The 24,252-nt window shown below is 68.4% G+C and carries 28 protein-coding genes and 3 tRNA genes; 7 read left to right on the plus strand and 24 right to left on the minus strand.

Annotation, left to right across the window (positions count from 1 at the left end; genetic code table 11):
- Positions 1-126: 126 nt before the first annotated feature.
- The 5 genes from G4H71_RS08715 to G4H71_RS08735 form a co-directional block, all read right to left on the minus strand.
- On the minus strand, positions 127-1,860 hold the full coding sequence (locus G4H71_RS08715) for an ABC transporter ATP-binding protein (RefSeq protein ID WP_072737387.1): 1,734 nt from the start codon (positions 1,858-1,860) through the stop codon (positions 127-129).
- 165 nt (positions 1,861-2,025) lie between these two features.
- On the minus strand, positions 2,026-4,380 hold the full coding sequence (locus G4H71_RS08720) for an MMPL family transporter (RefSeq protein ID WP_072737388.1): 2,355 nt from the start codon (positions 4,378-4,380) through the stop codon (positions 2,026-2,028).
- Positions 4,381-4,419: 39 nt separating this feature from the next.
- Positions 4,420-5,088 (minus strand): TetR/AcrR family transcriptional regulator, encoded by a 669-nt coding sequence (locus G4H71_RS08725; protein WP_083343039.1) that lies wholly within the window; start codon positions 5,086-5,088, stop codon positions 4,420-4,422.
- Between the two features lie 108 nt (positions 5,089-5,196).
- Positions 5,197-5,664, minus strand: a complete 468-nt coding sequence (locus G4H71_RS08730; RefSeq protein WP_072737390.1) for an RrF2 family transcriptional regulator — start codon at positions 5,662-5,664, stop codon at positions 5,197-5,199.
- 66 nt (positions 5,665-5,730) lie between these two features.
- A complete protein-coding gene (locus G4H71_RS08735; RefSeq protein ID WP_072737391.1) occupies positions 5,731-6,414 on the minus strand; it encodes a YceI family protein in 684 nt (227 codons plus the stop codon).
- A 53-nt stretch (positions 6,415-6,467) separates the two neighbouring features.
- Here G4H71_RS08735 and G4H71_RS08740 point away from each other — a divergent pair, with 53 nt between their 5' ends.
- Together G4H71_RS08740 and G4H71_RS08745 are read left to right on the plus strand one after the other, a co-directional pair.
- Positions 6,468-6,749 (plus strand): hypothetical protein, encoded by a 282-nt coding sequence (locus G4H71_RS08740; RefSeq protein WP_072737392.1) that lies wholly within the window; start codon positions 6,468-6,470, stop codon positions 6,747-6,749.
- 42 nt (positions 6,750-6,791) lie between these two features.
- Positions 6,792-7,277, plus strand: coding sequence for a DUF1269 domain-containing protein (locus tag G4H71_RS08745; protein WP_072737393.1), 486 nt, complete (start codon positions 6,792-6,794; stop codon positions 7,275-7,277).
- A gap of 21 nt (positions 7,278-7,298) precedes the next feature.
- On the opposite strand, the gene G4H71_RS08750 is transcribed toward G4H71_RS08745, so the two are convergent.
- The 11 genes from G4H71_RS08750 to G4H71_RS08800 form a co-directional block, all read right to left on the minus strand.
- Complete coding sequence (locus G4H71_RS08750) at positions 7,299-7,958, minus strand: GAP family protein (protein ID WP_072737394.1); 660 nt, start codon at positions 7,956-7,958, stop codon at positions 7,299-7,301.
- A 31-nt stretch (positions 7,959-7,989) separates the two neighbouring features.
- The gene (locus tag G4H71_RS08755) at positions 7,990-8,406 is read right to left on the minus strand and encodes a DUF7144 family membrane protein (protein ID WP_072737395.1); all 417 of its coding nucleotides are present in this window, start codon (positions 8,404-8,406) and stop codon (positions 7,990-7,992) included.
- A 97-nt stretch (positions 8,407-8,503) separates the two neighbouring features.
- The gene (locus tag G4H71_RS08760; protein WP_072737396.1) at positions 8,504-8,905 is read right to left on the minus strand and encodes a RidA family protein; all 402 of its coding nucleotides are present in this window, start codon (positions 8,903-8,905) and stop codon (positions 8,504-8,506) included.
- Between the two features lie 38 nt (positions 8,906-8,943).
- The gene (locus G4H71_RS08765; protein WP_072737397.1) at positions 8,944-9,240 is read right to left on the minus strand and encodes a DUF1540 domain-containing protein; all 297 of its coding nucleotides are present in this window, start codon (positions 9,238-9,240) and stop codon (positions 8,944-8,946) included.
- 147 nt (positions 9,241-9,387) lie between these two features.
- Positions 9,388-9,804, minus strand: coding sequence for a hypothetical protein (locus G4H71_RS08770; RefSeq protein ID WP_072737398.1), 417 nt, complete (start codon positions 9,802-9,804; stop codon positions 9,388-9,390).
- Positions 9,805-10,060: 256 nt separating this feature from the next.
- Positions 10,061-11,176: an XRE family transcriptional regulator gene (locus G4H71_RS08775; RefSeq protein WP_185280463.1), complete on the minus strand. Its 1,116-nt coding sequence runs from the start codon at positions 11,174-11,176 to the stop codon at positions 10,061-10,063.
- The gene (locus tag G4H71_RS08780; protein ID WP_139183239.1) at positions 11,145-11,744 is read right to left on the minus strand and encodes a hypothetical protein; all 600 of its coding nucleotides are present in this window, start codon (positions 11,742-11,744) and stop codon (positions 11,145-11,147) included. The genes G4H71_RS08775 and G4H71_RS08780 overlap by 32 nt, the downstream gene beginning before the upstream one ends.
- Positions 11,745-12,197: 453 nt before the next feature.
- A tRNA-Ser gene (locus G4H71_RS08785) sits at positions 12,198-12,288 on the minus strand.
- Positions 12,289-12,437: 149 nt separating this feature from the next.
- Complete coding sequence (locus tag G4H71_RS08790; RefSeq protein WP_072737401.1) at positions 12,438-12,629, minus strand: CsbD family protein; 192 nt, start codon at positions 12,627-12,629, stop codon at positions 12,438-12,440.
- Between the two features lie 120 nt (positions 12,630-12,749).
- On the minus strand, positions 12,750-13,208 hold the full coding sequence (locus G4H71_RS08795; RefSeq protein ID WP_072737402.1) for a nucleoside deaminase: 459 nt from the start codon (positions 13,206-13,208) through the stop codon (positions 12,750-12,752).
- 8 nt (positions 13,209-13,216) lie between these two features.
- The gene (locus G4H71_RS08800; RefSeq protein WP_072737403.1) at positions 13,217-13,759 is read right to left on the minus strand and encodes a tRNA adenosine deaminase-associated protein; all 543 of its coding nucleotides are present in this window, start codon (positions 13,757-13,759) and stop codon (positions 13,217-13,219) included.
- Between the two features lie 49 nt (positions 13,760-13,808).
- On the opposite strand from G4H71_RS08800, the gene G4H71_RS08805 reads away from it, so the two are divergent.
- Positions 13,809-14,777: a prephenate dehydrogenase gene (locus G4H71_RS08805; RefSeq protein ID WP_072737404.1), complete on the plus strand. Its 969-nt coding sequence runs from the start codon at positions 13,809-13,811 to the stop codon at positions 14,775-14,777.
- 76 nt (positions 14,778-14,853) lie between these two features.
- Here the strand turns inward: G4H71_RS08805 and ppk2 are convergent, their stop codons facing one another.
- The 3 genes from ppk2 to G4H71_RS08820 all read right to left on the minus strand — a co-directional run bounded on the left by ppk2 (position 14,854) and on the right by G4H71_RS08820 (position 18,168).
- Positions 14,854-15,855 (minus strand): polyphosphate kinase 2, encoded by a 1,002-nt coding sequence (gene ppk2 / locus G4H71_RS08810; RefSeq protein ID WP_072737405.1) that lies wholly within the window; start codon positions 15,853-15,855, stop codon positions 14,854-14,856.
- A gap of 62 nt (positions 15,856-15,917) precedes the next feature.
- On the minus strand, positions 15,918-16,505 hold the full coding sequence (locus G4H71_RS08815; protein WP_072737406.1) for a putative glycolipid-binding domain-containing protein: 588 nt from the start codon (positions 16,503-16,505) through the stop codon (positions 15,918-15,920).
- Between the two features lie 88 nt (positions 16,506-16,593).
- Positions 16,594-18,168, minus strand: coding sequence for a cation:proton antiporter (locus G4H71_RS08820; RefSeq protein WP_072737407.1), 1,575 nt, complete (start codon positions 18,166-18,168; stop codon positions 16,594-16,596).
- A gap of 178 nt (positions 18,169-18,346) precedes the next feature.
- Here G4H71_RS08820 and G4H71_RS08825 point away from each other — a divergent pair, with 178 nt between their 5' ends.
- The 3 genes from G4H71_RS08825 (at position 18,347) to G4H71_RS08835 (ending at position 21,075) form a co-directional block, all read left to right on the plus strand.
- On the plus strand, positions 18,347-19,492 hold the full coding sequence (locus G4H71_RS08825; protein WP_083343038.1) for a DNA cytosine methyltransferase: 1,146 nt from the start codon (positions 18,347-18,349) through the stop codon (positions 19,490-19,492).
- A 10-nt stretch (positions 19,493-19,502) separates the two neighbouring features.
- Positions 19,503-19,925, plus strand: a complete 423-nt coding sequence (locus tag G4H71_RS08830) for a very short patch repair endonuclease (protein WP_072737408.1) — start codon at positions 19,503-19,505, stop codon at positions 19,923-19,925.
- Positions 19,926-20,034: 109 nt separating this feature from the next.
- A complete protein-coding gene (locus G4H71_RS08835; RefSeq protein ID WP_072737409.1) occupies positions 20,035-21,075 on the plus strand; it encodes an NAD(P)-dependent alcohol dehydrogenase in 1,041 nt (346 codons plus the stop codon).
- 22 nt (positions 21,076-21,097) lie between these two features.
- Here G4H71_RS08835 and G4H71_RS08840 read toward each other — a convergent pair whose 3' ends face one another.
- Both G4H71_RS08840 and G4H71_RS22575 read right to left on the minus strand, forming a co-directional pair.
- Positions 21,098-21,373, minus strand: a complete 276-nt coding sequence (locus G4H71_RS08840) for a hypothetical protein (protein WP_139183238.1) — start codon at positions 21,371-21,373, stop codon at positions 21,098-21,100.
- Between the two features lie 202 nt (positions 21,374-21,575).
- Complete coding sequence (locus tag G4H71_RS22575) at positions 21,576-21,971, minus strand: FCD domain-containing protein (RefSeq protein ID WP_246442996.1); 396 nt, start codon at positions 21,969-21,971, stop codon at positions 21,576-21,578.
- A gap of 443 nt (positions 21,972-22,414) precedes the next feature.
- On the opposite strand from G4H71_RS22575, the gene G4H71_RS08850 reads away from it, so the two are divergent.
- Positions 22,415-23,092, plus strand: coding sequence for a GAP family protein (locus G4H71_RS08850; RefSeq protein WP_072737411.1), 678 nt, complete (start codon positions 22,415-22,417; stop codon positions 23,090-23,092).
- A 154-nt stretch (positions 23,093-23,246) separates the two neighbouring features.
- Here G4H71_RS08850 and G4H71_RS08855 read toward each other — a convergent pair.
- From G4H71_RS08855 to G4H71_RS08865, 3 genes are all read right to left on the minus strand, one after another.
- A tRNA-Arg gene (locus G4H71_RS08855) sits at positions 23,247-23,319 on the minus strand.
- Positions 23,320-23,356: 37 nt separating this feature from the next.
- A tRNA-Ser gene (locus G4H71_RS08860) sits at positions 23,357-23,448 on the minus strand.
- A 76-nt stretch (positions 23,449-23,524) separates the two neighbouring features.
- A complete protein-coding gene (locus tag G4H71_RS08865) occupies positions 23,525-24,211 on the minus strand; it encodes a dienelactone hydrolase family protein (RefSeq protein WP_072737412.1) in 687 nt (228 codons plus the stop codon).
- Positions 24,212-24,252 lie beyond the last annotated feature (41 nt).

Consider the following 24,252-nt stretch of genomic DNA (forward strand, 5'->3'; position numbering starts at 1 on the left):
TCGGCGGAGCAGCCGGGCGGTCCCCGGTGTCCCCGCTGTGTCCGGTGGCGGTGTCCCCGCTGTGTCCGGTGGCGGCGTCCCCGCTGTGTCCGGCGTCCCCGCCGGGTCCGGTCTCGCCGGTGTCGGTCATCGAGCCTCCTCCACCGATCGCTGGGACTCGACGATCTCGGCATAACACGGGCAGGTCACGAGTAGTTCCTCGTGTGTGCCGACTCCGACGATCTCGCCGTCCTCGAGAACGACGATCTGATCGGCGTCGATGATGGTGGACACCCGCTGGGCCACGACGATGACGCACGAGTCCCCCGTCACCGGGGCGAGCGCGGCCCGCAGCCGCGCGTCGGTGGTGAGGTCGAGCGCCGAGAACGCGTCGTCGAACAGGTAGATCGACGGCCGGCGCACGAGCGCCCGCGCGATCGCGAGACGCTGCCGCTGACCGCCGGACACCGTGGTGCCGCCCTGCGAGACGGGAGTGTCCAGGCCTTCCGGCATCACCCGCACGAAATCGGCGGCCTGAGCGATCTCCAGGGCGCTCCACAGTTCCTCGTCGGTGGCGTCGGGGTTGCCGTACCGCAGATTGGTCGCCACCGTCCCGGAGAACAGGTAGGGCCGCTGCGGGACGAGCCCGATGTGCGAGCGGAGCAGGTCCGCGTCCAGTGCGCGTACGTCGGTGCCGGAGACCAGAACCTGCCCCTCGGTGGCGTCGACGAGGCGGGGGATCAGGTTGAGCAGCGTCGTCTTCCCGGATCCGGTGCCGCCGATGATCGCGGTGGTCTTCCCGGGTTCGGCACGGAAGGTGATGTCCCGCAACACCGGTTCTTCCGCCCCGGGGAAGCGGAACTGGGCACCGCGCAGTTCCACCAGGCCGGGCTGCTCCATCACGGTGACGGGATCGGCCGGTGGCACGACCGACGACTCGGTGCCGAGGACCTCGCAGATCCGTTCGGCGCAGACGGCCGCACGGGGCGCCATCATCGCGATGAACGACGCCATCATCACCGACATGAGGATCTGCATGATGTAGCTCAGCATCGCGGTGAGCGAGCCGACCTGCATGTGCCCGTCCTCGATCCGGTGCCCGCCGAACCAGATCACGGCGACGCTGGTGACGTTCGCGATCACCATCACGGCCGGGAACATCAGTGCCGTCAATCGTCCGACTCGCAGCGCGGTGTCGGTGAGCTCGTCGTTGGCCACCGCGAAGCGCTGCATCTCGCTGCGTTCGCGCACGAACGCGCGCACCACCCGGATGCCGGTGATCTGCTCGCGCAGGACCCGGTTGACGCCGTCGATACGCTCCTGCATCTGCCGGAACGCCGGCACCATCCGGGCGATGATCAGCGTCATCGTCAGCGCCAGCACCGGCACCGTGGCGGTGAGGACGAGCGCCAGTCCCCCGTCCTCGCGCACCGCCATCACGATGCCGCCGATGCACATGATGGGGGCCATCACCAGGATGGTGGCGCTCATGACCACCAGCATCTGCACCTGCTGCACGTCGTTGGTGTTGCGGGTGATCAGCGACGGGGCACCGAACCGGCCCACCTCGCGAGCGGAGAACGTCCCCACCCGATGCATGACGGCCTGTCGCACGTCGCGGCCGAATCCCATCGCGGCGCGCGCCCCGAAGTACACCGAGCCGACCGAGCAGACGATCTGCAACACGCTGACCGCGAGCATCACGCCTCCGGTCGAGACGATGTAGCCGATGTCCCCGCGGGTGACGCCGTCGTCGATGAGCTGCGCATTGAGCGCGGGAAGGTACAGGGCAGCGGCGGTGGCCACGAACTGCAATACGACCACGACGGCGAGCTCCCGGCGATACGGGCGCAGGAACTCGGCCATCAACCGGATCAACATGGGCACACGGCCCGACAGTTGCCCCTCGCCGCGCGATCGTTGCTCATGGTTCTCGAAGTTACCAACGGCAACCGACGCCGTCGCCCGCATTTCCCGATCCGGTCGCACCGGAGAACGCGAAGAGCCCCATCCGGATTCGGACGGGGCTCTTCGGCGGTGGACGGGTCAGCCCGGGGAGCCGACCGCGACCTCCTCCTTACGCTCTTCCTCGGGGAGGAGCTGACGCAGCTTCTCGCCCTCGATGTCGACGTTCGGGAGGATCTTGTCCAGCCACTTGGGCAGCCACCACGCCTTGTCGCCGAGGAACGCCATCACCGAGGGGATGATGACCATGCGGACGATGAAGGCGTCGAAGAACACGGCCGCGGCGAGCGCGAAGCCCATCGACTTGATCAGGGCGTTCGACTCGAAGATGAACGCCGCGAACACCGAGATCATGATGACCGCCGCCGCGCTCACCACCCGGGCGCCGTGGTTGAAGCCGATCGCGACGGCCTTCTTCGCGGACGCCCCGTGGACGTACTCCTCGCGCATACGGGTGACCAGGAACACCTGGTAGTCCATCGCGAGACCGAAGACGACGCCGATGAGGAAGATCGGCATGAAGCTGACGATCGGCTGCGGATTGGCGATGAGGCCGCCCCAGCCCTCCTGGAAGATCGCGACCGTGGCACCGAAGGTGGCGACGATCGAGAGCAGGAATCCCAGGGCCGCGGTGAGCGGGACCAGAATGGATCGGAACACCAGCAGCAGCAGGATGAACGCCAGGCCCACGACGACGGCGAGATAGGGCACGAGTGCGTCGAGAAGGCGTTCCGAGACGTCGAGTTCCATCGCCGTCTGCCCCGTCACACCGAAGCTCACCCCGGTCGACTCGGCCAGTTCCGCCTCCGCGCCGCGGATGCTGTCGACCAGGTCCATCGTGCCCTGCTCGCTCGGTCCGCTGCGCGGCGTGACCATGATCTGCGCGGTGTCGCCCGCCTCGTTCACGGCGACGATCTGCGCGTTGAGGACGTCGTCCTCCGCCGAGATGAGGCCGACGACCTCACCGAATGCCTCCTCGGCGGGCAGGTTCGCATCCCGGGCGTCTGCGACGACGAGCAGCGGGCCGTTCTTGCCGGGCCCGAAGCCCTCCTCGACGAGGTCGTAGGCCTGCCGGGAACTGGTGGCGGGGTCGCCGGTCGCTTCCGTCGGCAGCGCCAGCCGCAGTGCGGATGCCGGGAGGGCGACGAGCACCAGCAGCAGCACGCCCGCGATCAGCGGCACCAGCGGGCGGCGCACCACGGCCTCGGCGTAGCGCAGGGCGATGTTCTTCTTCCCGCCCTCGGCGTCGTCCTCGAGGTCACGCTGGGGAAGGAACGGCACCTTGCCGGCGAACGCCTTACGCCCGAACAGCCCGAGGATGCCGGGCAGCAGCGTGATCGCGATGAGTACGGCGATGAACACGGTGAACGCCGCGGCGAGACCCATGTCGGTGAGGAACGGGATACCGACGACACGCAGGGCCAACAGCGCGATGATGACGGTGAGACCGGCGAAGACGACCGCCGAGCCCGCGGTACCGACCGCCCTGCCGGCGGCCTCGGCCCGGTCCTGCGTCACGGTCAGTTCGTGTTTGAACCGCGAGACGATGAACAACGAGTAGTCGATCGCGACGGCCAGACCGATCATGATCGCCAGGGTCGGCGTCATCGATCCCAGGTCCATGAAGCCGGTGGCGACGGTGATACCGAGGCTGCCGATCGAGATTCCGATGATCGCGGTGAGCAGCGGGAGCCCGGCCGCGACCAGCGACCCGAAGGTGAGGATGAGGACGACTGCGGCGACGGCCAGGCCGATCAGCTCGGCGGTGCCGCCCGGCATCTCGGCGTCCTGTGCGACGGAGCCGCTGATCTGGACGGTCAGGCCGGCGTCACGGGCAACGTCCGCGGCAGCGGTGACCTCGTCCTTGAGCTCCGAGGTCACGTCCGAGAAGTCGCCGTCGAACGGCACCTGGACGTACCCGACGGTCTTGTCCTCGTTGAGCGGCGACAGGGCGCGAGCGTTGTCGACCGCCACCTCGGCGGGGCTGCCCTGCTCCTGCGCCTGCCCCTCGGCCATGGCGGTCAGCTGGGCGTCGGCGACGACCGGGTTCACCAGGGCACCGGGAGGGCCGGCCTCGGTGGGCTCGGCCTTCGCGACGTCCTGGACCTGGTCGATCTGACGCACCTGGGCCAGGACCTCGTCCATGGCGGCCTGGTTCTCCGGAGAGTCGAGCGTCTGCCCGTCGGGGGCGGCGAAGACGTACCGCGCACCGAGCGCGCTCATCGGGTCGCTGCCCGCGGCCTCGGGGAACCGCTCCGCCATCAGATCCTGCGCCTGCTGCGCGGGAGTTCCCGGAATCGAGAACGTGTCCTTGGTGGGGCCGGACAGGGTGGCAGCGCCGACCCCCATCAGTATGAGCAGTGCCAGCCAGGCGGCCAGAACCACGCCTTTGCGCCGGTAGGCGAACTTGCCCATCCGGTAGAGATACGTCGCCATCCAGAGGCTCCTCGGGTGTGGTGTTACAGGGCTTGGGTGTTACCGGTGTTCGGTGTCACCGGTGTTCGGTGTGCTCGGGGCTGTGGCCGGTGTGCTCGGGGCTGTGCCGGGCTCCGGAAGCCCGGCACGCAGTTGCGCGAACGCGTCCCGGACGAGTTCGCCGGGGTTCGCCGCCTCGGTGGCGCCGTCGAACCAGAGCTCGAGTGCGCCCTTGCAGGCGGCACCGACCGCGAGGTGGAGCAGGGTGGGATAGAGGTCCCGGTCGGGATCGGTGCCGGTCCGCTCGGCGATGGCCTGAGCGATCAACCGCCCGATGCGCTGGTGCATCTCCTGCTTCTTGACCAGCAAGGAGGGGCTGAAGTCGACGATCTCCATCATGGCGTGGGTGTCCTCGAGCGGGCGCTCGGGATCGGTCACGATGTCGAGCACCAGGCGCTCGAGCGAATCCCAGATGGGCTCGCCCACCGGCCGGGCACGGAGAGCATCCACCCAGCCGTGCACCTGCGCTTCGAAGTGCGCGAGTACGGCCTCCTCCTTGCCGGAGAAGTAGTTGTGGAACGTGCGCACGGAGACGCCTGCCCGGTCGGCGATGGCTTCCGCGGTGGCACCCTCCACGCCCAGGGTCAGGACGAGATGAGCGGCCGCGTCGGCCAGCGCGGTACGGGTGGCCGCCTTCTTGCGGTCCCGCAATCCGATATCGGAAGTCACCACATCGAGCGTACAGACGGTGCAGAGCTCTGCAATTTTGCAGAGTCAGGAAATATTATGGGCTTGCCCACACTCGGCCGTCGTTGTGGCTGCAGTCACGCGCACGGTTCAGACCGTGGCTCGGCGACGCTCCCAGGCACCCGGGTCGGCCGTGAGCTCGGCGACGAACTCGGGCAGGTGCGCCTCCGCCACGTCGGCGAGCGTGACGTTCTCGAGCACCGCACGCAGATTGACCCGCACCGCGATCCACACGTCCTCGAGACCGGCGGCCGGACCGCTGTAGCGCACGTCCTCGGGACGCTCACCACGCACGGAAGCCAACGGACCCTCTACCGTACGGATGACGTCGGCGATGCTGATCTCCGCCGCCGGGCGGGACAACCAGTAGCCGCCCTCCGGCCCGCGCCTACTGGCCACGAGCCCGCCTCGGCGCAGATCCGCGAGGACCGCCTCGAGGAACTTGTGCGGGATGGATTGCGCGCCCGCGAGGAACTCGGCCTTGACCGGCCTCGGACCCGCGGAGGCCAGTTCGATCAGAGCGCGGACCGCATAGTCCACTCGGGCGGTGATGTGCACGCCCAATTCCTATCATTTCGATGGGGAATTGCCAAGGGAAACCCGCACACTCGAGCGAGCGCGACCTCAGCGACGGTCGAGGCTGACGAGGAAGTCGACCGAGCCGTTCCCGTCCACGGACACGAACCCCAGGGACGGCGGTGTCACCCCGTAGTCGGACCAGGTGACGGGGATACTGCCGGAGACCACGATCCGCTCGCCGGTCCGCAGCACGTCCGTCTCCACCGTGACGGGCCGGGATTCACCTTTCAACGTCAGGGTGCCGTTCATCGTGACGGTGCCGATCGTGCCGTCGTCCGGAACCGACGAGACGTCGACCGGCTGGTCGAGGGTGAAGGTGGCCGTCGGGTGCTGCTCGACGTCCATGACGTTGTCCCGGAAGTAGGAGTCACGCCGGGACTCGTCGGTGGTGATCGAGGCGACGTTCACCGTGATCTCGCCCGCGGTGACCGCGGTGCCCTCCACGGTGGCCGAGCCGTTCACCTGCGCGGTCGACCCCACGACGGTGACCGAGGCGCCGTTGAGGATCTCGTGCACCGTGTATCCGGCCGAGGTCTCGTTCGGAGCCACCCCTGCGTCGACGACCCACTGTCCCTCGGCCTCACCGCCGGCCGCCTCGGCGCCCTCCGTGGACACCGTCGCCGCGGGGTCGTCGTCCTCCGCGATGAACTGGCCGTAGACCCACGGACCGGCCACGACGAGCAGGGCGAGAACGGCGAGTGCCCCGATCAACCACCACAGCTTCCTCATGAATGCAAGGCTAGTGGGAACCGCACCCGTGCTGCCAGGGATGGAGCGTCACGATGTCGACACCGCGAACCACCACCGATCACGACGAGATCCGCGCGTGGGTCGAGGCACGCGACGGAGCACCCGCCCGAGTCCCCGCGGCCGAGGCCCAAGGTGGCGGCGGTGTACTCCGGCTCGACTTCACCGGTGGCGCCTCCAGCGAGGACATCGAGCACATTCCGTGGGACGAATGGCTCGACCTCTTCGACGACCAGGGCCTGGCCTTCACCCACAAGGACATCGACGTCCCGGGTGAGGAGAGCACCTATTTCGACTTCACGCCGCGACACGACTGAGCCTTCGACCTCACCACCGGCATCGACGAACGGGGAGGAACCATGGGAGAGACACTCACGGTGTGGCAGTTCGTGTCTCCGACGGGAGCGGACACCGCTGCATCCACCCTCGAGGATCTCGAACGGCAACGCCTCATCGACGTGCACGATGCCGCCGTCGTCTCCTGGCCGGAGGGATCCGATGCCCCGACCACCAGGCGCGTCCAGACGCTGTCCGAGGTGGGACTCCTGGGCGGATCGTTCTGGGCCCAGTTCGTGACCACCCTGTTCCTCTTCCCGGTACGCAACGCCCTGGGTGTGGGGCTGGGTGCGCACGCGAACCCACTGCAACACTTGGGGATCGACGATCAGTTCATCGCCGACACCCGAGAGAAGATCACTCCGGGAAGCTCCGCCCTGTTCGTGCTGTCCAGCGACGCCGTCCTGGATCGGGTCCGGGAGGAGTTCGCCGGACAGAACGGCGAGCTCATGTCCACCAACCTCACCCGATCGCAGGAACGCAGACTCCGGGAACTGTTCTCCCGGTGAGCACTTCGACGCAAAGGACAGTCACAGACCGGCGATTCCCTTGCCGATCAGCACCACACCGATGACCAGCACGAGCACGCCCATCACGGCGGTGTTGTGCACCTGGAGCCATTCCTTCAACTCGGACAGTGGGCGCCGAAGGCGATCGGCCGCAACCAGATAGCCGATCACGGGGAGAACGACGGACACGGCGGCGATGACGACGAACACGGCCACCGCAATCGTCGCCTCCCCTGCCGGGAGCGCCGCCGACCCGATCGTGACACCGGCAGCGGCAGCCATCAGCAGGTTCTTGGGATTGACCGCGGCGAGCACGAAGGCCAGACCGAACCCCTTGGCCGCAGTCATCTCGTCGATGGCCTGCATCCACTTGGGTGTGTCGTGACTGTCGTTGCGAGCGCGCCACTGGCGGATTCCGACGGCCAGCAACAGCAGACCCAGCCCGACCTTGATCCACGACGCGAGCGCCGACGGTGAGCCGTCGGACTGGCCGACGGCACCACCGAGGAGCACGAATATCACCGTCGCCACGACGATCCCGACTACCCAGCCGGCCGCGAAACCCACGCTGGTGGACTTCGCCCGCGGCGACAGCAGCATCAGGATCGCCGCGATGATCGGGACGGGAGATACCGCCACCCCGACGGCGAGGGGAAGGAGGTCTCCGATCACGGGGCCCATGACGTCGTCCTGTCTCTCGATCGACCGAGGGTCAGAGTGCTTCGGAATCCCACGTGGCAACAGCCCAGATGACCACGACGTCGAGCGCGATCACGAGAATCGCCCACAACGGGTAGTACGGCAACCACAGGAAGTTGGCGATGATCGACAGCGAGGCGAGAACGATGGCGGCCACGCGTGCCCACGTCGCCCCGGTGATGAGACCGAATGCCGCGATGATCACCAACACCCCGACGACGATGTGGATCCAGCCCCACGTCGTGACGTCGAAGGCATAGGTGTAATCGATTCCGACGACGAAGATCTCGTCGGAGGCGACCGCCGCGATCCCCTGGAACAGGGAGACGATTCCCGCGACGAGCAGTAGTGCGGCCGCGACGAGGGTCGTCCCCATCGCGATTCCCTGCCGGACCGGGCTTCCGCTGGTGGAACTGGACCTGGTGCTCATGAAGGTTCCTTCCTCGAGGACACACGACGATGACTGTTCTCATCGTGCGGCCCCGTGGACGCGGAACTCTTCACCCGGAAGGGATGAGACCGTCCCGTCAGGGCAGGACGGCGACGCCCTCCACCTCGACGAGGTGCTCGGGCAGGAACAGCGCGGCCACACCGACGAGCGTGACCGCGGTTTCGGGGAACAGGTAGGTGCTGCGCGCTCGTGCGCCACCCTCCCCCAGCGCCTCGAACTTCGACGGGTCCCAGTCCACGACGTAGAAGCGGACGCTGACCAGGTTCTCGATGCTGCCGCCTGCAGATTCGAGTGCCCGACCCAGGTTCACGAGAGCCTGTTCGGTCTGCGCCGCGAGCCCGTCGGCCACGGTGCCCGACTGGTCGACGCCGACCTGGCCGGACAGGTGGATGACGGTGGTGCCCGTGGCACGGGTCGCGTGCGCGAAGCCGACGCCGGGTGGTTCGGAGCCTTCGGGATTGTGCGCGGTGCTCGTCATGCGTCGACGTTAGCGCCGCCCACCGACAACGTCGTGCGTTACGAAGGCTGGTACGTCAGGCAGTGCGCGTGGTGATCCCCGCCCGCGCCGACGCGGATCTCGCTGGCCGCGCACTCGAGATCCCGGTTGTGCACGCAATCGGCGCGCTGGCAGGCGCCGACCATGCTCGTCACCCGGTCGAGCCCGCCCTTGGTCGACAGCGGCACGAAGGTCCCGCAGTCCGCGCTGCCGTTGTGGCCGGACACGTTGATCGCGAAGGCGTGACAGCCGTCGTGGTTGTACGAACAGTCGCTGACCGTACATTCGCTGACGTGGGGCATTTCCATCGTGGTCATCAGATCCTCCGAGCATCGTCGGTAAGTCTTCGGTCCCCGCGGATTCCACGGTAAGCCCGCGAACACGGCCCTGAACAGACAGGAAAGGCTGCCCTCAGTAACGGGTCGAGTAACGGGTCGCGCAGAACGGCGGCGCAGGCCCGGGACTCACCTCCCGAGATACGCCCCGAGCACGCCGGCTTCCCGCCGAAGCCGATTCGCGGCGTCGTGCTGCCCGTAGGTGTCGTAGCGCTCCGCCTCGACCGTGCGCTCGGCGATCTGCGCCTCCAGGACGGCCCGGACGTCGGCGAGGGACAGGACCCGACGCTCCACCTCGGTCGACCCGACACCGACCCGGGCACCGGCAACGTGCCCGCCCTGCACCGGCGACTGCGCGGCCGGTGCCGCGACGGGCGACGACTGCGCGGCCGGTGCCGCGACGGCCTCGGCATCGTCGAGGGCCGCGAGGGCCGTGCGCAGCACCGCGACGACCTCGCGCCGCCGCTCCTTCATCGCGGCGACGAGGTCGGCCCGCATCGCCGATCGCAGCACCTCCGGATCCGTCGGCGACGCCGGGCCCGTCATGCCCGATGCCCATCCGCCGCGGAAGCCCCTGCTAGCGCCGATCGCCCGACGCCGATATCCTCAACTATCCTCATAGTTCGTTATATTCCGCTATATGTACGCACTGCGCAAGTAATTTGAGGAATATAAAGTGGAGGTTCGTCCCGAGCTGCTGCATCCGCGCAGGCTGCAGGCATCCGCACACACTGCAGACTGCGCGGATCGTCAGGAACGTGCGCGTACAGCCCCGACCACACGACTGTGGGTCCGAGGTATCTCATACGACTCGCAAACGCCGTGTCTGCGGGCGGCGATCCGTGCCCTGCACTGCTTCTGTCGGCTGGGCCGCCCTCAGTTCGACACCGAAAGTGAGTGCATGTACGTCTTCCACCGGAAGATCGAGACCATTCGCGATCGCCCGCGCGCCCCCGAAACGACTCTCGTTGAGTACCTGGGGAAACACTCGCGAGACCTCGTACTGCGCCATGCCACCGGGCTCACTCTTCCTGAAGCCGCGCTGCGACAGCTCGATACATGCCTGGCGATAGGCCCAATCGGACATCCGACCGGCCTTGTGCGCGGCGAATGCCAACGCCATGGCCGAGATCTTGAAAGCGGACCGGACGTCCAAGATCTCGTCGACCGACGGGTTCCGACGCATGTACTCGACAACACTCGCACCTGGGATCAGAAACTCGGACGCGAACGCATCCGCCTCCCTCTCCTGGGCTGCCGTCCCTTCCCCCTCGTCGCTGTGGAGGATGAGATGCCCCAGTTCGTGCGCGAGATCGAACCGGATCCTCTCGGGAGTCTTACGGCGCGCGAGGAACACATAGGGCACCCCTCCCCGCCATATCGAGTAGGCATCGACCGCGTCCGCGAAGGCAGGCAGCGTATAGACCCTGATACCTCGCGACTCGCACAGCTGCACCAGGTTGGGCAGCGGCTTCGTCCCCAGGCCCCATATCCCGCGCAGAAGGTGTGCCGCCACACGCGGCGCCTCGCCGGCGAACGGGACGACGTCGATGTCTGGCAGCACGAATCTGGCCGATATCCATCCGTCGATCTCGACCCCGGACACCCCCGCGGCCACCGCTGCGTCACGCTCACGTGCGGTCGCCCTCCGGGCCGCCCGGAAACGAACCTCGTCCACACCCAGCGAGGGAGTGTTTCCGCGGAAGAAGTACTTCACCGGAAAGCCGAGCGCCTGGGCCAGCGCATCCGCACCAGCTGTCGGTGCTCCCCCATCCTCGTACTTGGTGATCGTCCGAGGCGTGACCGAGAGCTTGCGCGCCAAGTCGACCTTGGTCATACCGCGCCGCATGCGAGCAACACGGATCCGGTCGGGGTCGAGGTACGAGTTAGCTGACCTCGCGTACATGGAAGTCGACATCCTGACCTCCCACATCGAGTGGACGGGTGGTGGTGTCCTCAGATTGCCAGCTCGGCAGAATCACGCGGACCTGCCATCCCGTGAACTGACCGGCCTCCTCATCGAACCCCGAGGGTAACGACACCTCGAGTCGTGTCCCCTCATCTCTGGTGCGGTGGTAGACCAAGAACCAGTTGCCTTCGGGTGGAGTCTCACCAACCGTCGGCTTCGGGCTCCCTCGAAGCGTCTCCACCGAGATCAGGGCCAGAGTGTTGTTTACCGCCTCAGCGGTCGACTTACCCTTCCTCCTGGCCGCGAGCGGACCCTGCGGATGGTCCTCGACCCCCGTCGCGTCGGTGCCGCCCACGGTCGACAGCGTGTATCCGCGGGTAGTGTGCTTCGAAATCGGGCGGTTCAGAGGGTTGTCCGGGCTCCACTCGGTGTCCGCGAGTCTCTCCCGAAGCACGCCCACAACGCTGATCCACCGCGCGAGCCCTGCGGCAGTTACGGGATGAAAGCTGGTGATGTTGCCGGCAGCAATCTCGCCCGCGGCCATCGCCTCCGTAATGGCATCCACTGGGATGTCCATCTGACGGAGGTACTCGGCAGCCTCGCCTGGTCCGATGACTACAGGGGCGTGGAGTTGGCGGGGTTGCGCCACGACAGCCTCAATTCGACAGGGAGGGGGAAGGCCTCGCATTTTTGTTCAGAACCGGAACATCAGGTGGTCAGACGGTATCAGATCGCCGTAGGTCCGGCGGCTCCGGCGCTGCGGGGACAGCCCACCGATTTGTCGCAGATGGTTCGTCGGCCGGTACCCGGCCGTAGGTACCGCGTTCCTCTCGGCGAGCCACTGCTCGTTCTGCATCTCGGGCCGCGGCGGTGAGCTACCTTTCAATGTCCACAATCGGAGACGCCGTGGTTCGGGAGAGCGCGCGCCACCCCCGGCCGACGTCGAGCTGGACGCGGTCACAGCGACCGAGTAGCCCACTCGATGCGGGCACGAAAAACCCCTCACCTGCCGAAACAGGTGAGGGGCTCATGGCGGTGGCGGAGGGATTTGAACCCTCGGACGGGGGTTACCCGTCACACGCTTTCGAGGCGTGCTCCTTAGGCCGCTCGGACACGCCACCGCCCGCGACTTTACCGGAAACGGGGCCGAGGTCGAAATCCGCAGGTAGGCGTCATATCGAGGGGAAACAGCGGGGCCTGTGTGGACGGATACGACGAGGCCGCACCCGCGTCGTACGCGGGTGCGGCCTCGAGAGGTAACGGGACGGCGCTACTTGAACTTGTCCTTCACATCGTCCACGGCGTCCTTGAGCTTCTCGCCCGCTTCCTTGAAGCCGGACTTGACCTGGTCGCCCTTGCCTTCGTTCTTCAGGTCCTCGTCGCCGGTCGCGCTGCCGGCAGCCTCTTTGATCTTGCCGCCGACGTCCTCGGCTTTGTTCTGCGCCTTGTCTTCGATTCCCATGAGATACCTCCGTGAATCTCGATGCGGTGCCCGAAGCGGGCACCTGCAACCACCGAAACACGGATCGACGCGCCCTCGCCACCCCTTCGGGAAGAATCGCAGGGTTCTCTCAGGCCGCTCTCAGCGACGCTCGCGGAAGAAGTCCTCGAGCAGGGCCGCACACTGGTCTTCGAGGACGCCGCCGCGCACCTGCGGGCGGTGGGTGAGCCGCTGGTCACGCACCACATCCCACAGCGAACCGACGGCGCCGGTCTTGGGCTCCCACGCACCGAAGATGACCCGCGACACCCTCGCCAGGACGAGTGCTCCGGCACACATCGTGCACGGTTCCAGGGTGACGGCGAGGGTCGTGCCCTCGAGCCGCCAGCCGTCCCCGTGGGAACGCGCCGCCGACCGCAGGGCGAGGATCTCCGCGTGCGCGGTCGGATCGGAATCCGCCTCCCGCGAGTTCACCGCACGGGCGATCTCGTATCCGTCCGGATCGAAGATGGCCGCACCGACCGGGACGTCGGCGTCGGTGGCGGAACGGGCCGCCTCGATGGCCACCCGGATCATCCGCTCGTCGTCCTCGAGCGCCATCTCCGCGCCTAACGCTGCTGCAACGTGTCGACTGCCGCCGCGAGCTCGGACTCGAATCCCAGCCGCTGCGCGATCATCGTCAGCTGCTCGTCCGGGTACAGATCGGTCTCGGACAGGATCACCGCGAGCACCGGCTCCGGCAGACCCAGGTCCGCGAGGAGCGTCAGATCGCCCTCCTCCCAGGGCTCGACGTCGTCCAGCTCGTCCGGGTCGATGTCGGGCACCTCGACGCCGAGCGCGTCGAGCACGTCCGCCGCGAGGTCGTAGTCGATGGCCGCAGTGGCGTCGGAGAGCACCATCCGCGTGCCCGACGGCGCCGGCCGCAGAATGACGAAGAACTCGTCGTCGACATCCAGCAGCCCGAAGAACGCGCCCGCGCTACGCAACCCGCGGAGCTCCTGCTCGGCGGTGCGCAGGCTCCCCAGGACCGAGACATCGAGGGCCTTCACCCTCCACTTGTTGTCCTCGTGGACGACCGCGACGCCGAACCCTGCCAGATCCTCGTCCCGGTCGGAGGAGACGTTCCCTGTCCCTGCGCGCTGTGCAGCCATGTGCGCTACGGTAGCTGGCTCGGCGCCGCTAAATGAAGTCGACAGACGAATGTGCCAACCTGATGGGGTGCCAGCATCTGCCTCCACACCTGACGTGTGCGTTCTCGGCCTCGGTCTCATCGGCGGTTCCCTGTTGCGGGCAGCTGTCCGAGCCGGGCGAACCGCCTGGGGCTACAACCGTTCCGAGGCATCGGTACGGGCCGCGCGAGACGACGGATTCGACGCCGGGTCCGATCTGGTCGCGGTACTGCGCCGCGCGTCGGAGAGCTCAGCACTGATCGTGATCTCGGTGCCGATGCCCGCGGTCGACGCCACCCTCGCCGCGATCGCCGAGCACGCCCCGAACTGCCCGGTCACCGACGTCGTGAGCGTCAAGGGCAAGGTGGCGGAGGCGGTGGCCCGAGCGGGGCTCGCCGACCGCTACGTGGGCGGGCACCCGATGGCGGGGACGTCCGCGTCGGGATGGAGTGTCGGCACGGTCGACCTGTTCCGCGAGGCCGTCTGGGTGGTCGGCACCGACGACGGGACGGACCCCGCGATCTGGACACAGGTCGCCCGACTGGCGCTCGACTGCGGCGCCGTCGTCGTTCCGGCGGAATCCACCGAGCACGACAGCGCGGTCGCCCGCATCTCCCACCTCCCCCACCTCCTGGCGGAGACGCTCGCGATCACCGGCGACGCCGGCGGCCCCCTCGCCCTGGGATTGGCCGCCGGATCATTCCGCGACGGCACCCGGGTCGCGGGCAGCGCGCCGGCGCTGGTGCGCGCGATGTGCGAGGGCAACCGGGACGCCCTGCTGGTGGCGCTGGACGAGGCCCTGGTGCTGCTCGGCGACGCCCGGCTCGCGCTCGGCGAGACCGGCAGCACCGCAGCCCTCGTCGAAGCCGGGCACGCGGCACGCCTGCGCTACGACGAACAGGACGTCTGGGAGATCACCGGAATCGTTCCCGGCGAGGACGGCTGGCTCGACCGGATGCGCGACGCCGGACGGCGGGGCGGGCGGCTGCGTCGACTGTGAGCGGAGCTCGGCGCCAACTGTGAGCGGAGCTCAGCGCCAACTGTGAGCGGAGCTCAGCGCCAACTGTGAGCGGAGCTCAGCGCCGGGAGCGGGCCTGTCCGTTGCCCGACGGCCAGTCCCCCAGATGCGGGAAGTGGTCCGACGGATTCTCGCCCTCGTCGTACACCGTGGCGGGCGAGCCGATGAGCAGTGGGTCCGGCTTGCCGACGACCCGCTTGTCCTTGTTCGTGTACTCGAACCGGGACAGCACCCAGCGCATCGCCTCGAGCCGGGCCCGCTTCTTGTCGTTGGACTTGACGATGGTCCACGGCGCATGCGGGGTGTCCGTGTAGAAGAGCATGTCCTCCTTGGCCTCGGTGTAGGCGTCCCACTTGTCGAGGCTCGCGAGGTCCGTCGGAGACAGCTTCCACTGTTTGACCGGGTCGGTGCTGCGCGCGACGAATCGGGCGTGCTGTTCCTCCCGCCCCACCGAGAACCAGAACTTCACGACGTGGATCCCGGACTGCACCAGCATGCGCTCGAATTCCGGTGCGGACCGGGTGAATTCGAGGTATTCCGTGGGAGTGCAATAGCCCATCACCCGCTCGACACCTGCCCGGTTGTACCAGGAGCGGTCCATGAGGACGATCTCGCCGCCGGCCGGCAGATGCTGGACGTACCGCTGGAAGTACCACTGGGTGCGCTCACGTTCGGTGGGCTTCTCCAGCGCCACCACGCGCGCGCCACGGGGATTGAGGTGCTCGGTGAACCGCTTGATCGCCCCACCCTTGCCTGCGGCGTCACGGCCCTCGAAGACGATGACGATCTTCTCGCCGCGCTCCTTGACCCACGCCTGGAGCTTGAGCAGTTCGATCTGCAGGGCCCGCTTGCGGTGCTCGTACTGCCTGCGGCTCATCTTCTTGTCGTAGGGATAGCCCTGGCGCCACGGCGCATCCGGGCCCTCCACGACGTGCTTGCGGCCGGTCTTGCGGAGCAACTCGCCGATTTCGTCGATCTCCGGGGTGACGTCGATCTGTTCGGGCGGCGCCAGCTCGAAAGGGGCGTCGTCGGTGCGTCCGTTGTCCCGGAGTTCGTCCACCCTTCGAGCCTACCGCTCGACGACCACCGTCGTCAGTGCGGAAATATCCCGGAAACCGGTCATCAGATGCGCTGGGCGAGGGACGGATAGTCGACGACGAATCCGTCCGCGTCGACCTTGAGGGTCGAACTCGACAGCGGCGAGAGCACGTGGATGCCGTCCGGACCGCTGCTGTAGGTGATGGAGGCACCCTCCACGCTCAGCTCCAGCAGGTTGACGTAGACGACGGGAACCTCGACGTCCTCGGAGCGTTCCTGCAGCTCGAAGCGGCGGATGGGCAGCGAGTTGAAGAACGGGCTGAGCACGACGTCGACGTCCAGGGCGCCGTCGAACGTGGACCGCTGGTGCAGCGATCCGCTCTCGATCATCCAGGTGCCCTCTTCGTCACGGCTGATCGACATCTGACGCTCACCCGAGGCGACGGCCAGGCGCAGCGACAGCCGGCGAGTGACTCCGTTCTCGTCGGTCACCATGTCGTACGACGCGCTGAACGCCGGGTGCTCGGGAGCGCTGGCGCCGATGATCCGCCCGGCAGCCTTGACGCGCTTACCCGAGACCTGCACACGAACCGACTCCATGCGCGGTCCACTGTGTGCTTGCCAGGTCAGGATCGCCGGCCACGATCGGGCACCGGGGGCTGGGATGCTCACGGCTCTAACGTTATGCGACGACGGGCTCTGACGTGCCGCGGGGCCGGGATTTGCCGCGAAAACCGGCAAATCGTGCGGCGTCCGCGGGTCAGTGATGCCGGAAGGTCTGCGTGTGGCTCGCCGTGGACAACCGATCCAGCCGCTCGAGCACCCGATCCACCACGTGGGGGTCCTGCCCCTTCTCGGTCCGGGCGGCCAGTACCTCGGCCTGCGCGGCGTCCAGGGCCGTCCGCTGGAGTTCGAGTACGTGCCGTCGCCGCTCCTTGAGGCCCTCGACGTGCTCGGCGTACTGGTTCGGATCGTGGACGGACTCCTCCTCGAGCCGGTCGTACAGTGCCCGGACCCGCGCGACCGCCTCGTCCGGCAGTTCGTCCGCACGGCCGGCGATCGCGTGCAGCGCGGCCCGCCGGGCCCGCTCGACCAGTTCGTGCTCCTCGCGCTCCTCGGCGTCGGCGGCGTCCGCGACACCGAGCTTGCGCACGATCCACGGCAGCGTCGCCCCGGGGATGATCATGCTCATCACCAGGACCGTCGCGGCGATCACGATCGCCTCGGACCGGGCCGCGAAGTCGAGCGGCAGGCTCAACGCGAGCGCCAGCGTGACCAGGCCCCGCATGCCGCACCACGTCATCACGAAAGCCTCCGCGGCGGTCCGCGGCGCCGACGCGGCGCTGTCGGAACCGCGGCTGATCAGCTGCCACGCCCCGACCATCCAGATGCCACGCACCAGCGCGAGCACCACGGCGATGACCACGCCGTGCGCCACCATCGTCCACAGATCCGGCCCGGCCGCATCGACGACCACCCGGAACTCGAGGCCGATGAGCCCGAAGGCGACGCCGGTGACCAACAGCTCGGCCACCTGCCAGAACGAGGTGCTGGCGAGGCGGTCCTCGGCGTCGATCTCGGCGTTCGCCGAGTTCATCTGCACCGCGGCGACGACCACGGCGATGACGCCGGAGACGTGGACCTCCTCCGCCAGCAGGTACACGACGAACGGGATCACCAGCGAGAAGCCCGCGCGGCCCGCCGGGTCGACGATCCGCACGATCAGCCAGGACCCGATCCAGCCGATCGCCAACCCGATGAGGACCGCGACCGCCGCCGAGTAGAAGAAGTGCAGCAACTCGAATTCGTAGTCGAGCGACTGGCCCGCGAGTGTGGCGGCGAGCGCCGCCTGGAACGCCACCAGCGCGGCGGCGTCGTTGAACAAGCCCTCGGTCTGCAGGACCCCGACGATCCGACGTGGAATCCCCACCGGCTCGGCGACCGCCTCGACGGCGACCGGGTCGGGTGGGGCCGTCATCGCACCGATCGCGATGGCGCCCGCCAGCGCGATACCGGGAACCAGAGCCCACGCCGTCCACGCCACGGCGGCGGTCGTGACCACCACCAGACCGATCGAGTGGACGACGATGGTCCTCCACCGGTCCCGGAACATCGCCCAGGACGCGCGCCGTGCCAGCGCCCACAGCAGTGGCGGCAGGAACAGCGGGAGGATCAGCTCCGGATCCACCTCGATCTCCGGAATGCCCGGGAGGAACGCGAAACCCGCGGCCACCAGGGTCAACAGCACCGGCCACGGCACGTGCAGTCGCCCGCCGAGACCCACGATCAGTACGGTGACGAGCATCAGCCCGATCACGACGACGAGTTGCTCCACGGAACCACCTCCGGGCTTCGGCGACGGTCCGGCGCAGACCTGCACCGGAACGAGAGGGATTGTCCTCCGCACACTCGGGCCCGTCGGCGGCGGGGCAGCGCTCGGGCGGCGGCGAACTCGAGTAACGTCTCCCGGGAATCGGAGTGTGAGGAAGGGTGTCGTGGCGTCGACCGGGAGCATGGTGGGGCTGTTCGCCGGTATCGGCGGACTCGAGCTCGGTCTGAGCGCGCACGGCTGGCGTACCGAACTGCTGTGCGAGATCGATCCCGGCGCCCAGGCCGTGCTGGGTACCCGCTTCCCGGACGTGCCGCTGCACGGGGACGTGACGAAGCTGCGGTCGCTGCCGTCCGACATCGAACTCGTCGCCGCGGGGTTCCCTTGCCAGGATCTGTCCCAGGCCGGGCGCACCGCGGGTATCACCGGGGAGCGGTCCGGACTGGTCGACGAGGTGTTCCGGCTGGTCCGACGCAAACGCGGCCCGCGCTGGCTGCTCATCGAGAACGTCCCGTTCATGCTCCAGCTGGGTCGTGGTGCCGCGATGCGCCACATCACCGACGCGCTCGAGGATCTCGGCTACATGTGGGCGTATCGCGTCGTCGACGCCCGGGCGTTCGGGCTGCCCCAGCGGAGACAGCGCGTGCTGATGCTCGCCTCGCGGACCGACGATCCCCGCGAGGTCCTGTTCGGCGAGGACGCCGGCGAGCGCCCCGAGGACGACCCGCACGGGCATCCCTGCGGGTTCTACTGGACCGAGGGGGTGCGCGGGCTCGGCTGGGCCGTCAACGCCGTCCCCACCCTCAAGGGCGGCTCCTCGGTGGGAATCGCGAGCCCTCCCGCGGTGCGGCTCCCGTCCGGGGAGATCGTCACACCGGGTCTCGTCGACGCGGAACGGTTGCAGGGCTTCGATCCCGACTGGACCGCACCGGCCACCGACGTCGGCGGCCTGCGCGCGGGTCACCGGTGGAAGCTGGTCGGCAACGCCGTCAGCGTCCGGATGGCCTCGTGGGTGGGGGCCAGGCTCGACGCACCCCGCGCCTACACCACCGATCGACAGTCCCCGCTGAAGCCGGGCGACCCGTGGCCGTCCGCGGCGTGGGGACGCGACCGGGAGGCCTACCGGGTGCACACGTCGACCTGGCCGGTGCGGGAACCGTACGAGGACCTCAGCGGATTCCTCGAGGACAGCCGGCTGTTGTCCGCGCGGGCCACCGCCGGCTTCCTCAAGCGGGCCCGCATGGGCAACCTGCGCTTCCAGCCCGGCTTCATCGACGACGTGGAGAACCACCTCGACCGGATGGGCGGCTTCCCCGAGGCCGCCGCGTAGGACGCGTACCGTGCCCGCGACCGACCCCGCCACCAGTGCCCGGATGCGGGCCCAACGTCGCCGGGACACGAAGCCGGAGATCGCGCTGCGGCGCGAACTGCATCGGCGCGGGCTGCGCTACTTCGTGGACCGCGCGCCGGTGAAGGACATTCGCCGACGCGCCGACCTGGTGTTTCCTCGTGCCCGCCTGGCCGTCTACGTGGACGGGTGTTTCTGGCACAGCTGCCCCCAGCACGCCACTTCCCCGAAGAACAACGCACGGTGGTGGGCGGAGAAGCTGGCGGGAAACGTACTCCGTGACCGGGACACCGACCGTCGCCTGGTCGAGGCCGGGTGGACGGTGGTGCGGGTGTGGGAGCACGAGGAGCCGATCGCCGCCGCGGACCGGGTCGAGGCCGCCCGGAACCGCGCCACCGGCGGGCACACCCCGTAGCGGACGTCCGGACGCGGCGGTGCCTGCGCACTCACATCGCGCATCACGCATGAGATCCCCCGTCCCGGGTACTCCGTGGGCGACCAGTCACCCGACGAGGGAGCGCGGCATGAAGGCACTGCAGTACAGGACGGTCGGGGCGGAGCCCGAGGTGGTCGAGATCGACACCCCGGAGCCGGGGCCCGGTCAGGTGCGGCTGAAGATCACCGCCGCGGGTGTGTGCCACTCGGACGACTTCGTGATGAACATGCCCGCCGAGGGCTTCCCGTACCCGCTGCCGCTCACGCTCGGCCACGAAGGGGCGGGCACCGTGGACGCGGTGGGAGACGGCGTGGACGAGATCGCGGTGGGGACGAACGTCGTCGTCTACGGTCCGTGGGGCTGTGGTCAGTGTCTGCAGTGCGCGCAGGGGCTGGAGAACTACTGTCCGCGGGCGGCCGAGTTGGGCATCTTCCCGCCGGGGCTCGGCGCGCCGGGGGCGATCGCCGAGTACATGATCGTGGACTCGCCCAGGCACCTCGTTCCCATCGGCGATCTCGACCCGGTGGCGACCGTCCCGCTCACCGATGCCGGACTCACCCCGTATCACGCGATCACACTCTCGCTGCCGAAGCTGGTGGCCGGATCGACCGCCGCCGTGATCGGCGCCGGCGGCCTCGGGCACGTCGCGATCGAACTGCTGCGGCACCTGACTCCGGCGCGGGTGATCGCCCTCGACGTCACCGAGGAGAAGCTGGAGTTCGCCCGTTCGGTGGGTGCGCACGAGGCGGTGCTCTCGGATGCCGATGCCGTCGACGCGGTCCGGAAGATCACCGGTAGCCGGGGCGTACAGGCGGTGTTCGACTTCGTCGGCTACCAGCCGACGATCGACACCGCGATGGGAATCGTGGGGACCGCCGGTGACGTCATGATCGTCGGGCTCGGCGACGGGCAGGCAACGGCGAAGATCGGCTTCTTCGCGCAGCCGTTCGAGGTGGCGGCGCGCGCTCCGTACTGGGGGTCGCGATCCGAGCTGATCGAGCTCATCGACCTCGCACACGAGGGTGTGCTCGACATCGCGGTCGAGACCTTCTCGCTGGACGAGGCGCCGGAGGCATACCGGCGGCTCGGCGCGAACACGCTCACCGGGCGGGCCGTCATCGTGCCGTGAGGCGACCGACGCGCGGGCCGGGCTAGTGCCGAGAGCGCAGTTCGGAGATGCAGAGGAAGCGGTGGACACCGATCTCACGCGCGGCGTCGACCTGATCGGCGGCACGCAGTTCGCGTTCGCGGGCGAACTGGACGGCGATGAGCGCCTCGAGTTCGCCGATGGACATGTCACACAGCGACGGCGCGGCGAACGTGCCGCGCGCCACCGGACGAGAGAACACCTTGGGCTTGGCCACCATGTTGGCCAAGGCCATGAGGAGGGTGGAGACGAAGAGAACGACCACGATCGATGTACTCATCGCGACCACCGGGTGGGAACACTCATCACACTGCTCCAGAGTCGAGTCCGGGAGGGACTCCGAGTCGGGTCGGTTTCGGGACCCTTAGATGGTGACCGCTCGGGTAGTTGAATTCCTACCGGTCTTGGGCAGGACTGTCAGCACTCACAGCCGAGGCCCGTGCGGATTGGTACGGGCGGCGAAACCGTACGCGCGGAATCCGTCAGGGCGCGCCGTCCGCCGTCGCGACCGCGGACGTGAACGTCCCGAGCAGGGCCGTCGCCCGGTCGTGCGCGGCCGCGCCGTCGCGGCGGGCGATGATGGCCGCCAGTGCGATGTGCGCGTCGCGGTCGGAGTACTCCTCGAGCAGGCCCACCAGATGCTCGACCCCGATCGCCAGGAATCCCTGACGCAGGGTGTTCAGTGCGAGCCGGTAGGCGATGTTCCCGGACCCGTCGACAACGGCGTCCCAGAAGCTGATGTCCGCGGCGGTCAGCTCGGCGACACCGACGGGCCGATCCGGATAGCCGTGGGCCATCGCGAGCACACGGGCGAGCTGAGTCTCGTTCGCCCGCTCCGCGCACAACCGAGCGGCGTCGGCCCCGACGCTGCGACGCATCTCTGCCACGTCACGCAGCAGCGTGGACGCCGGCACGGCGCCGGTGCCGGCGAGTTCCGCCAGCAGATCCAGCCCGGAGTTACGGCGCCAGTCCAGGACCCGGCCGGTGCCACCGTGGCCGAGCTGGACGAGCCCGGCGCGGGCGAGCCGCTCGAGCGCGTCCCGCGCGGCGTGCCGGTTGACCGAATGGGTGTCGGCGATCTCCCGGTCCGAAGGAAGGCTGTGCCCCCCGGGGCGATCGCGCCGATGAGGATCTGCTCGAACAGCTGGACGAAAACCTGGTCGGGGACGAAGCCCGTCTCATCGGCGGTCACGTGGGTCACGGCAGTCAACCCTGATCACCGCTGCTCGAGTTGTCAACCGCTGTTCACCTCCGCCACCGGACACGTGTGAGCGGACGCCGTTCGCTCACCGAGGCGGTGGGCGCATAGTGTGGCGGTCTTATGACGGCACTGTTGGTGGCACTCGTGGGCTTCGCCGTCCTGGATTCGCTCGATGTGCTGCTCGTCGGAGTCACCGCGGCGGTCGTCTACGACGCGCGGCTGAGCCGACGTTCCCCGGTGCCGGGCGGGCTCGGCTTCCTCGCCGGTGTGTTCGCGGTGACGACGGCGTTCGGCATCCTCACCGTCCTCGGGATCGGCTTCCTCACCGACCTGTTCGACTTCACTCTCACCCCGACCATCCGCTATCGGGGCGAGCTCGTCGTGGGCATCGTGCTGATCGCCCTCGCGGCGCTGCCGGTGCGGAACTCCGCTCCGCCGGAGTGGACTCGGCGGCTCCGCACCAATCCGTGGGTCCTCGCGCTCGCGGGGGTGGTGATCGGTCTCGCCCAGGCGCCCACGGCCATTCCCTATCTGGCCGGGCTGGGCCTGATCGCCGCGCACCAGCCGCTCCCGCCCGCCTGGCCGGCCATCGTGGTCGCGTACTGCGCGCTGGCACTCGTGCCGCCGCTGCTGATCCTCCTGCTCGCCACCCGCCGCACGCCTCGGTCCCGGCGCAGATACATGGCGATCGTGCGAGGCGTGAACCGGTACGGCCCGGCCACGGTTCGTGTCATCTTCGCCGTCATCGGCGTCCTGCTCGTGGTGGATTCGGTGATCCACCGGGCCCATCTCCTCTGACGGGTTCACCATGACTCCGAGGGGTTCACCATGATTCTGTCGGGTTCACAACGGCCGCGACGCGTCGCGGGGGTGGTGAACCCGACATTCCCGTTGTGAACCCCAAGGCCGCACGAAAATGCCCTGACGGAAGTTCCGTCAGGGCATTTCACTGTGCGCCCGAAGGGATTCGAACCCCTAACCTCTTGATCCGTAGTCAAGTGCTCTATCCGTTGAGCTACGGGCGCATGCTCTTCAGTTGTTCACCCGGCACGAATGCCGGTGTGGCGGAGGCGAGAGGATTTGAACCTCCGGTCCCCCGTAAAGGGGACAACTCATTAGCAGTGAGTCCCATTCGGCCGCTCTGGCACGCCTCCCTGGGGGGTTTCGATTCTCTCGAACCGCCGAGCGGAAAGATTACACACCTTCGACCACTTAGCGCAAAACGGGTGGTCAGCGCAGGTTGCTGTCGAACCAGTCGAAGATCCGCTCCTGCGCGTCGACGAGTGTTTCCTCCGTCGGCTCCAGCAACGTCGACGGCTCGTCCGCACGGTGACCGAGGCCGGGATAACTGACCACCAGGGTCGCCACCAATGCGCGGGATGCCGCCTCGCGCAGCCTTTCGACATGCTCCGGTGGAGTGCCGGGATCGTCGTCTCCGTACAGGCCGAGCCACGGCGCCTGCAACGAGACGACGGCATCGACGAGGGGCGGGGCATCGACGGTCAACGCCTCCACGATGCCCGGCGAAGCGACACTGATCGCCGCGCCGACGGGACGCGTCGTGGCGACGAGGAGTGCTGCGGTTCCGGCCTGGTCGAACCCGAGCACGCCGACCCGGTCCGGTTGCACCCCGCGCCGGCCCAGCCAGGCACCCGCCGCGTCGAAGTCCTCGAACAGTGCGTCACCGAACACGCCGGACACCGACTCCGGCACCCGGTGGAACAGATGCGGCGCGACCACCAGCCAGCCTTCCACCGCCAGTGCCCGCATCAGGTCGAGGACGGACTCGCCGAACTGACGCGACTCGTGCAACAGGACGATGCCCCCGCGCGCCGGGCCTTCGGGCTCGGCGGCCGTGACCGGCACATGATCGGACCCCGCGGAAAGCGGGGCGCTGTCCGTGAAGATTCCCGACATACGTCCACCTTGGCACGGACCGGGCCTCCGTGCACCGGAGA

Source organism: Rhodococcus triatomae, assembly GCF_014217785.1.
Lineage (GTDB): Bacteria > Actinomycetota > Actinomycetes > Mycobacteriales > Mycobacteriaceae > Rhodococcus_F > Rhodococcus_F triatomae.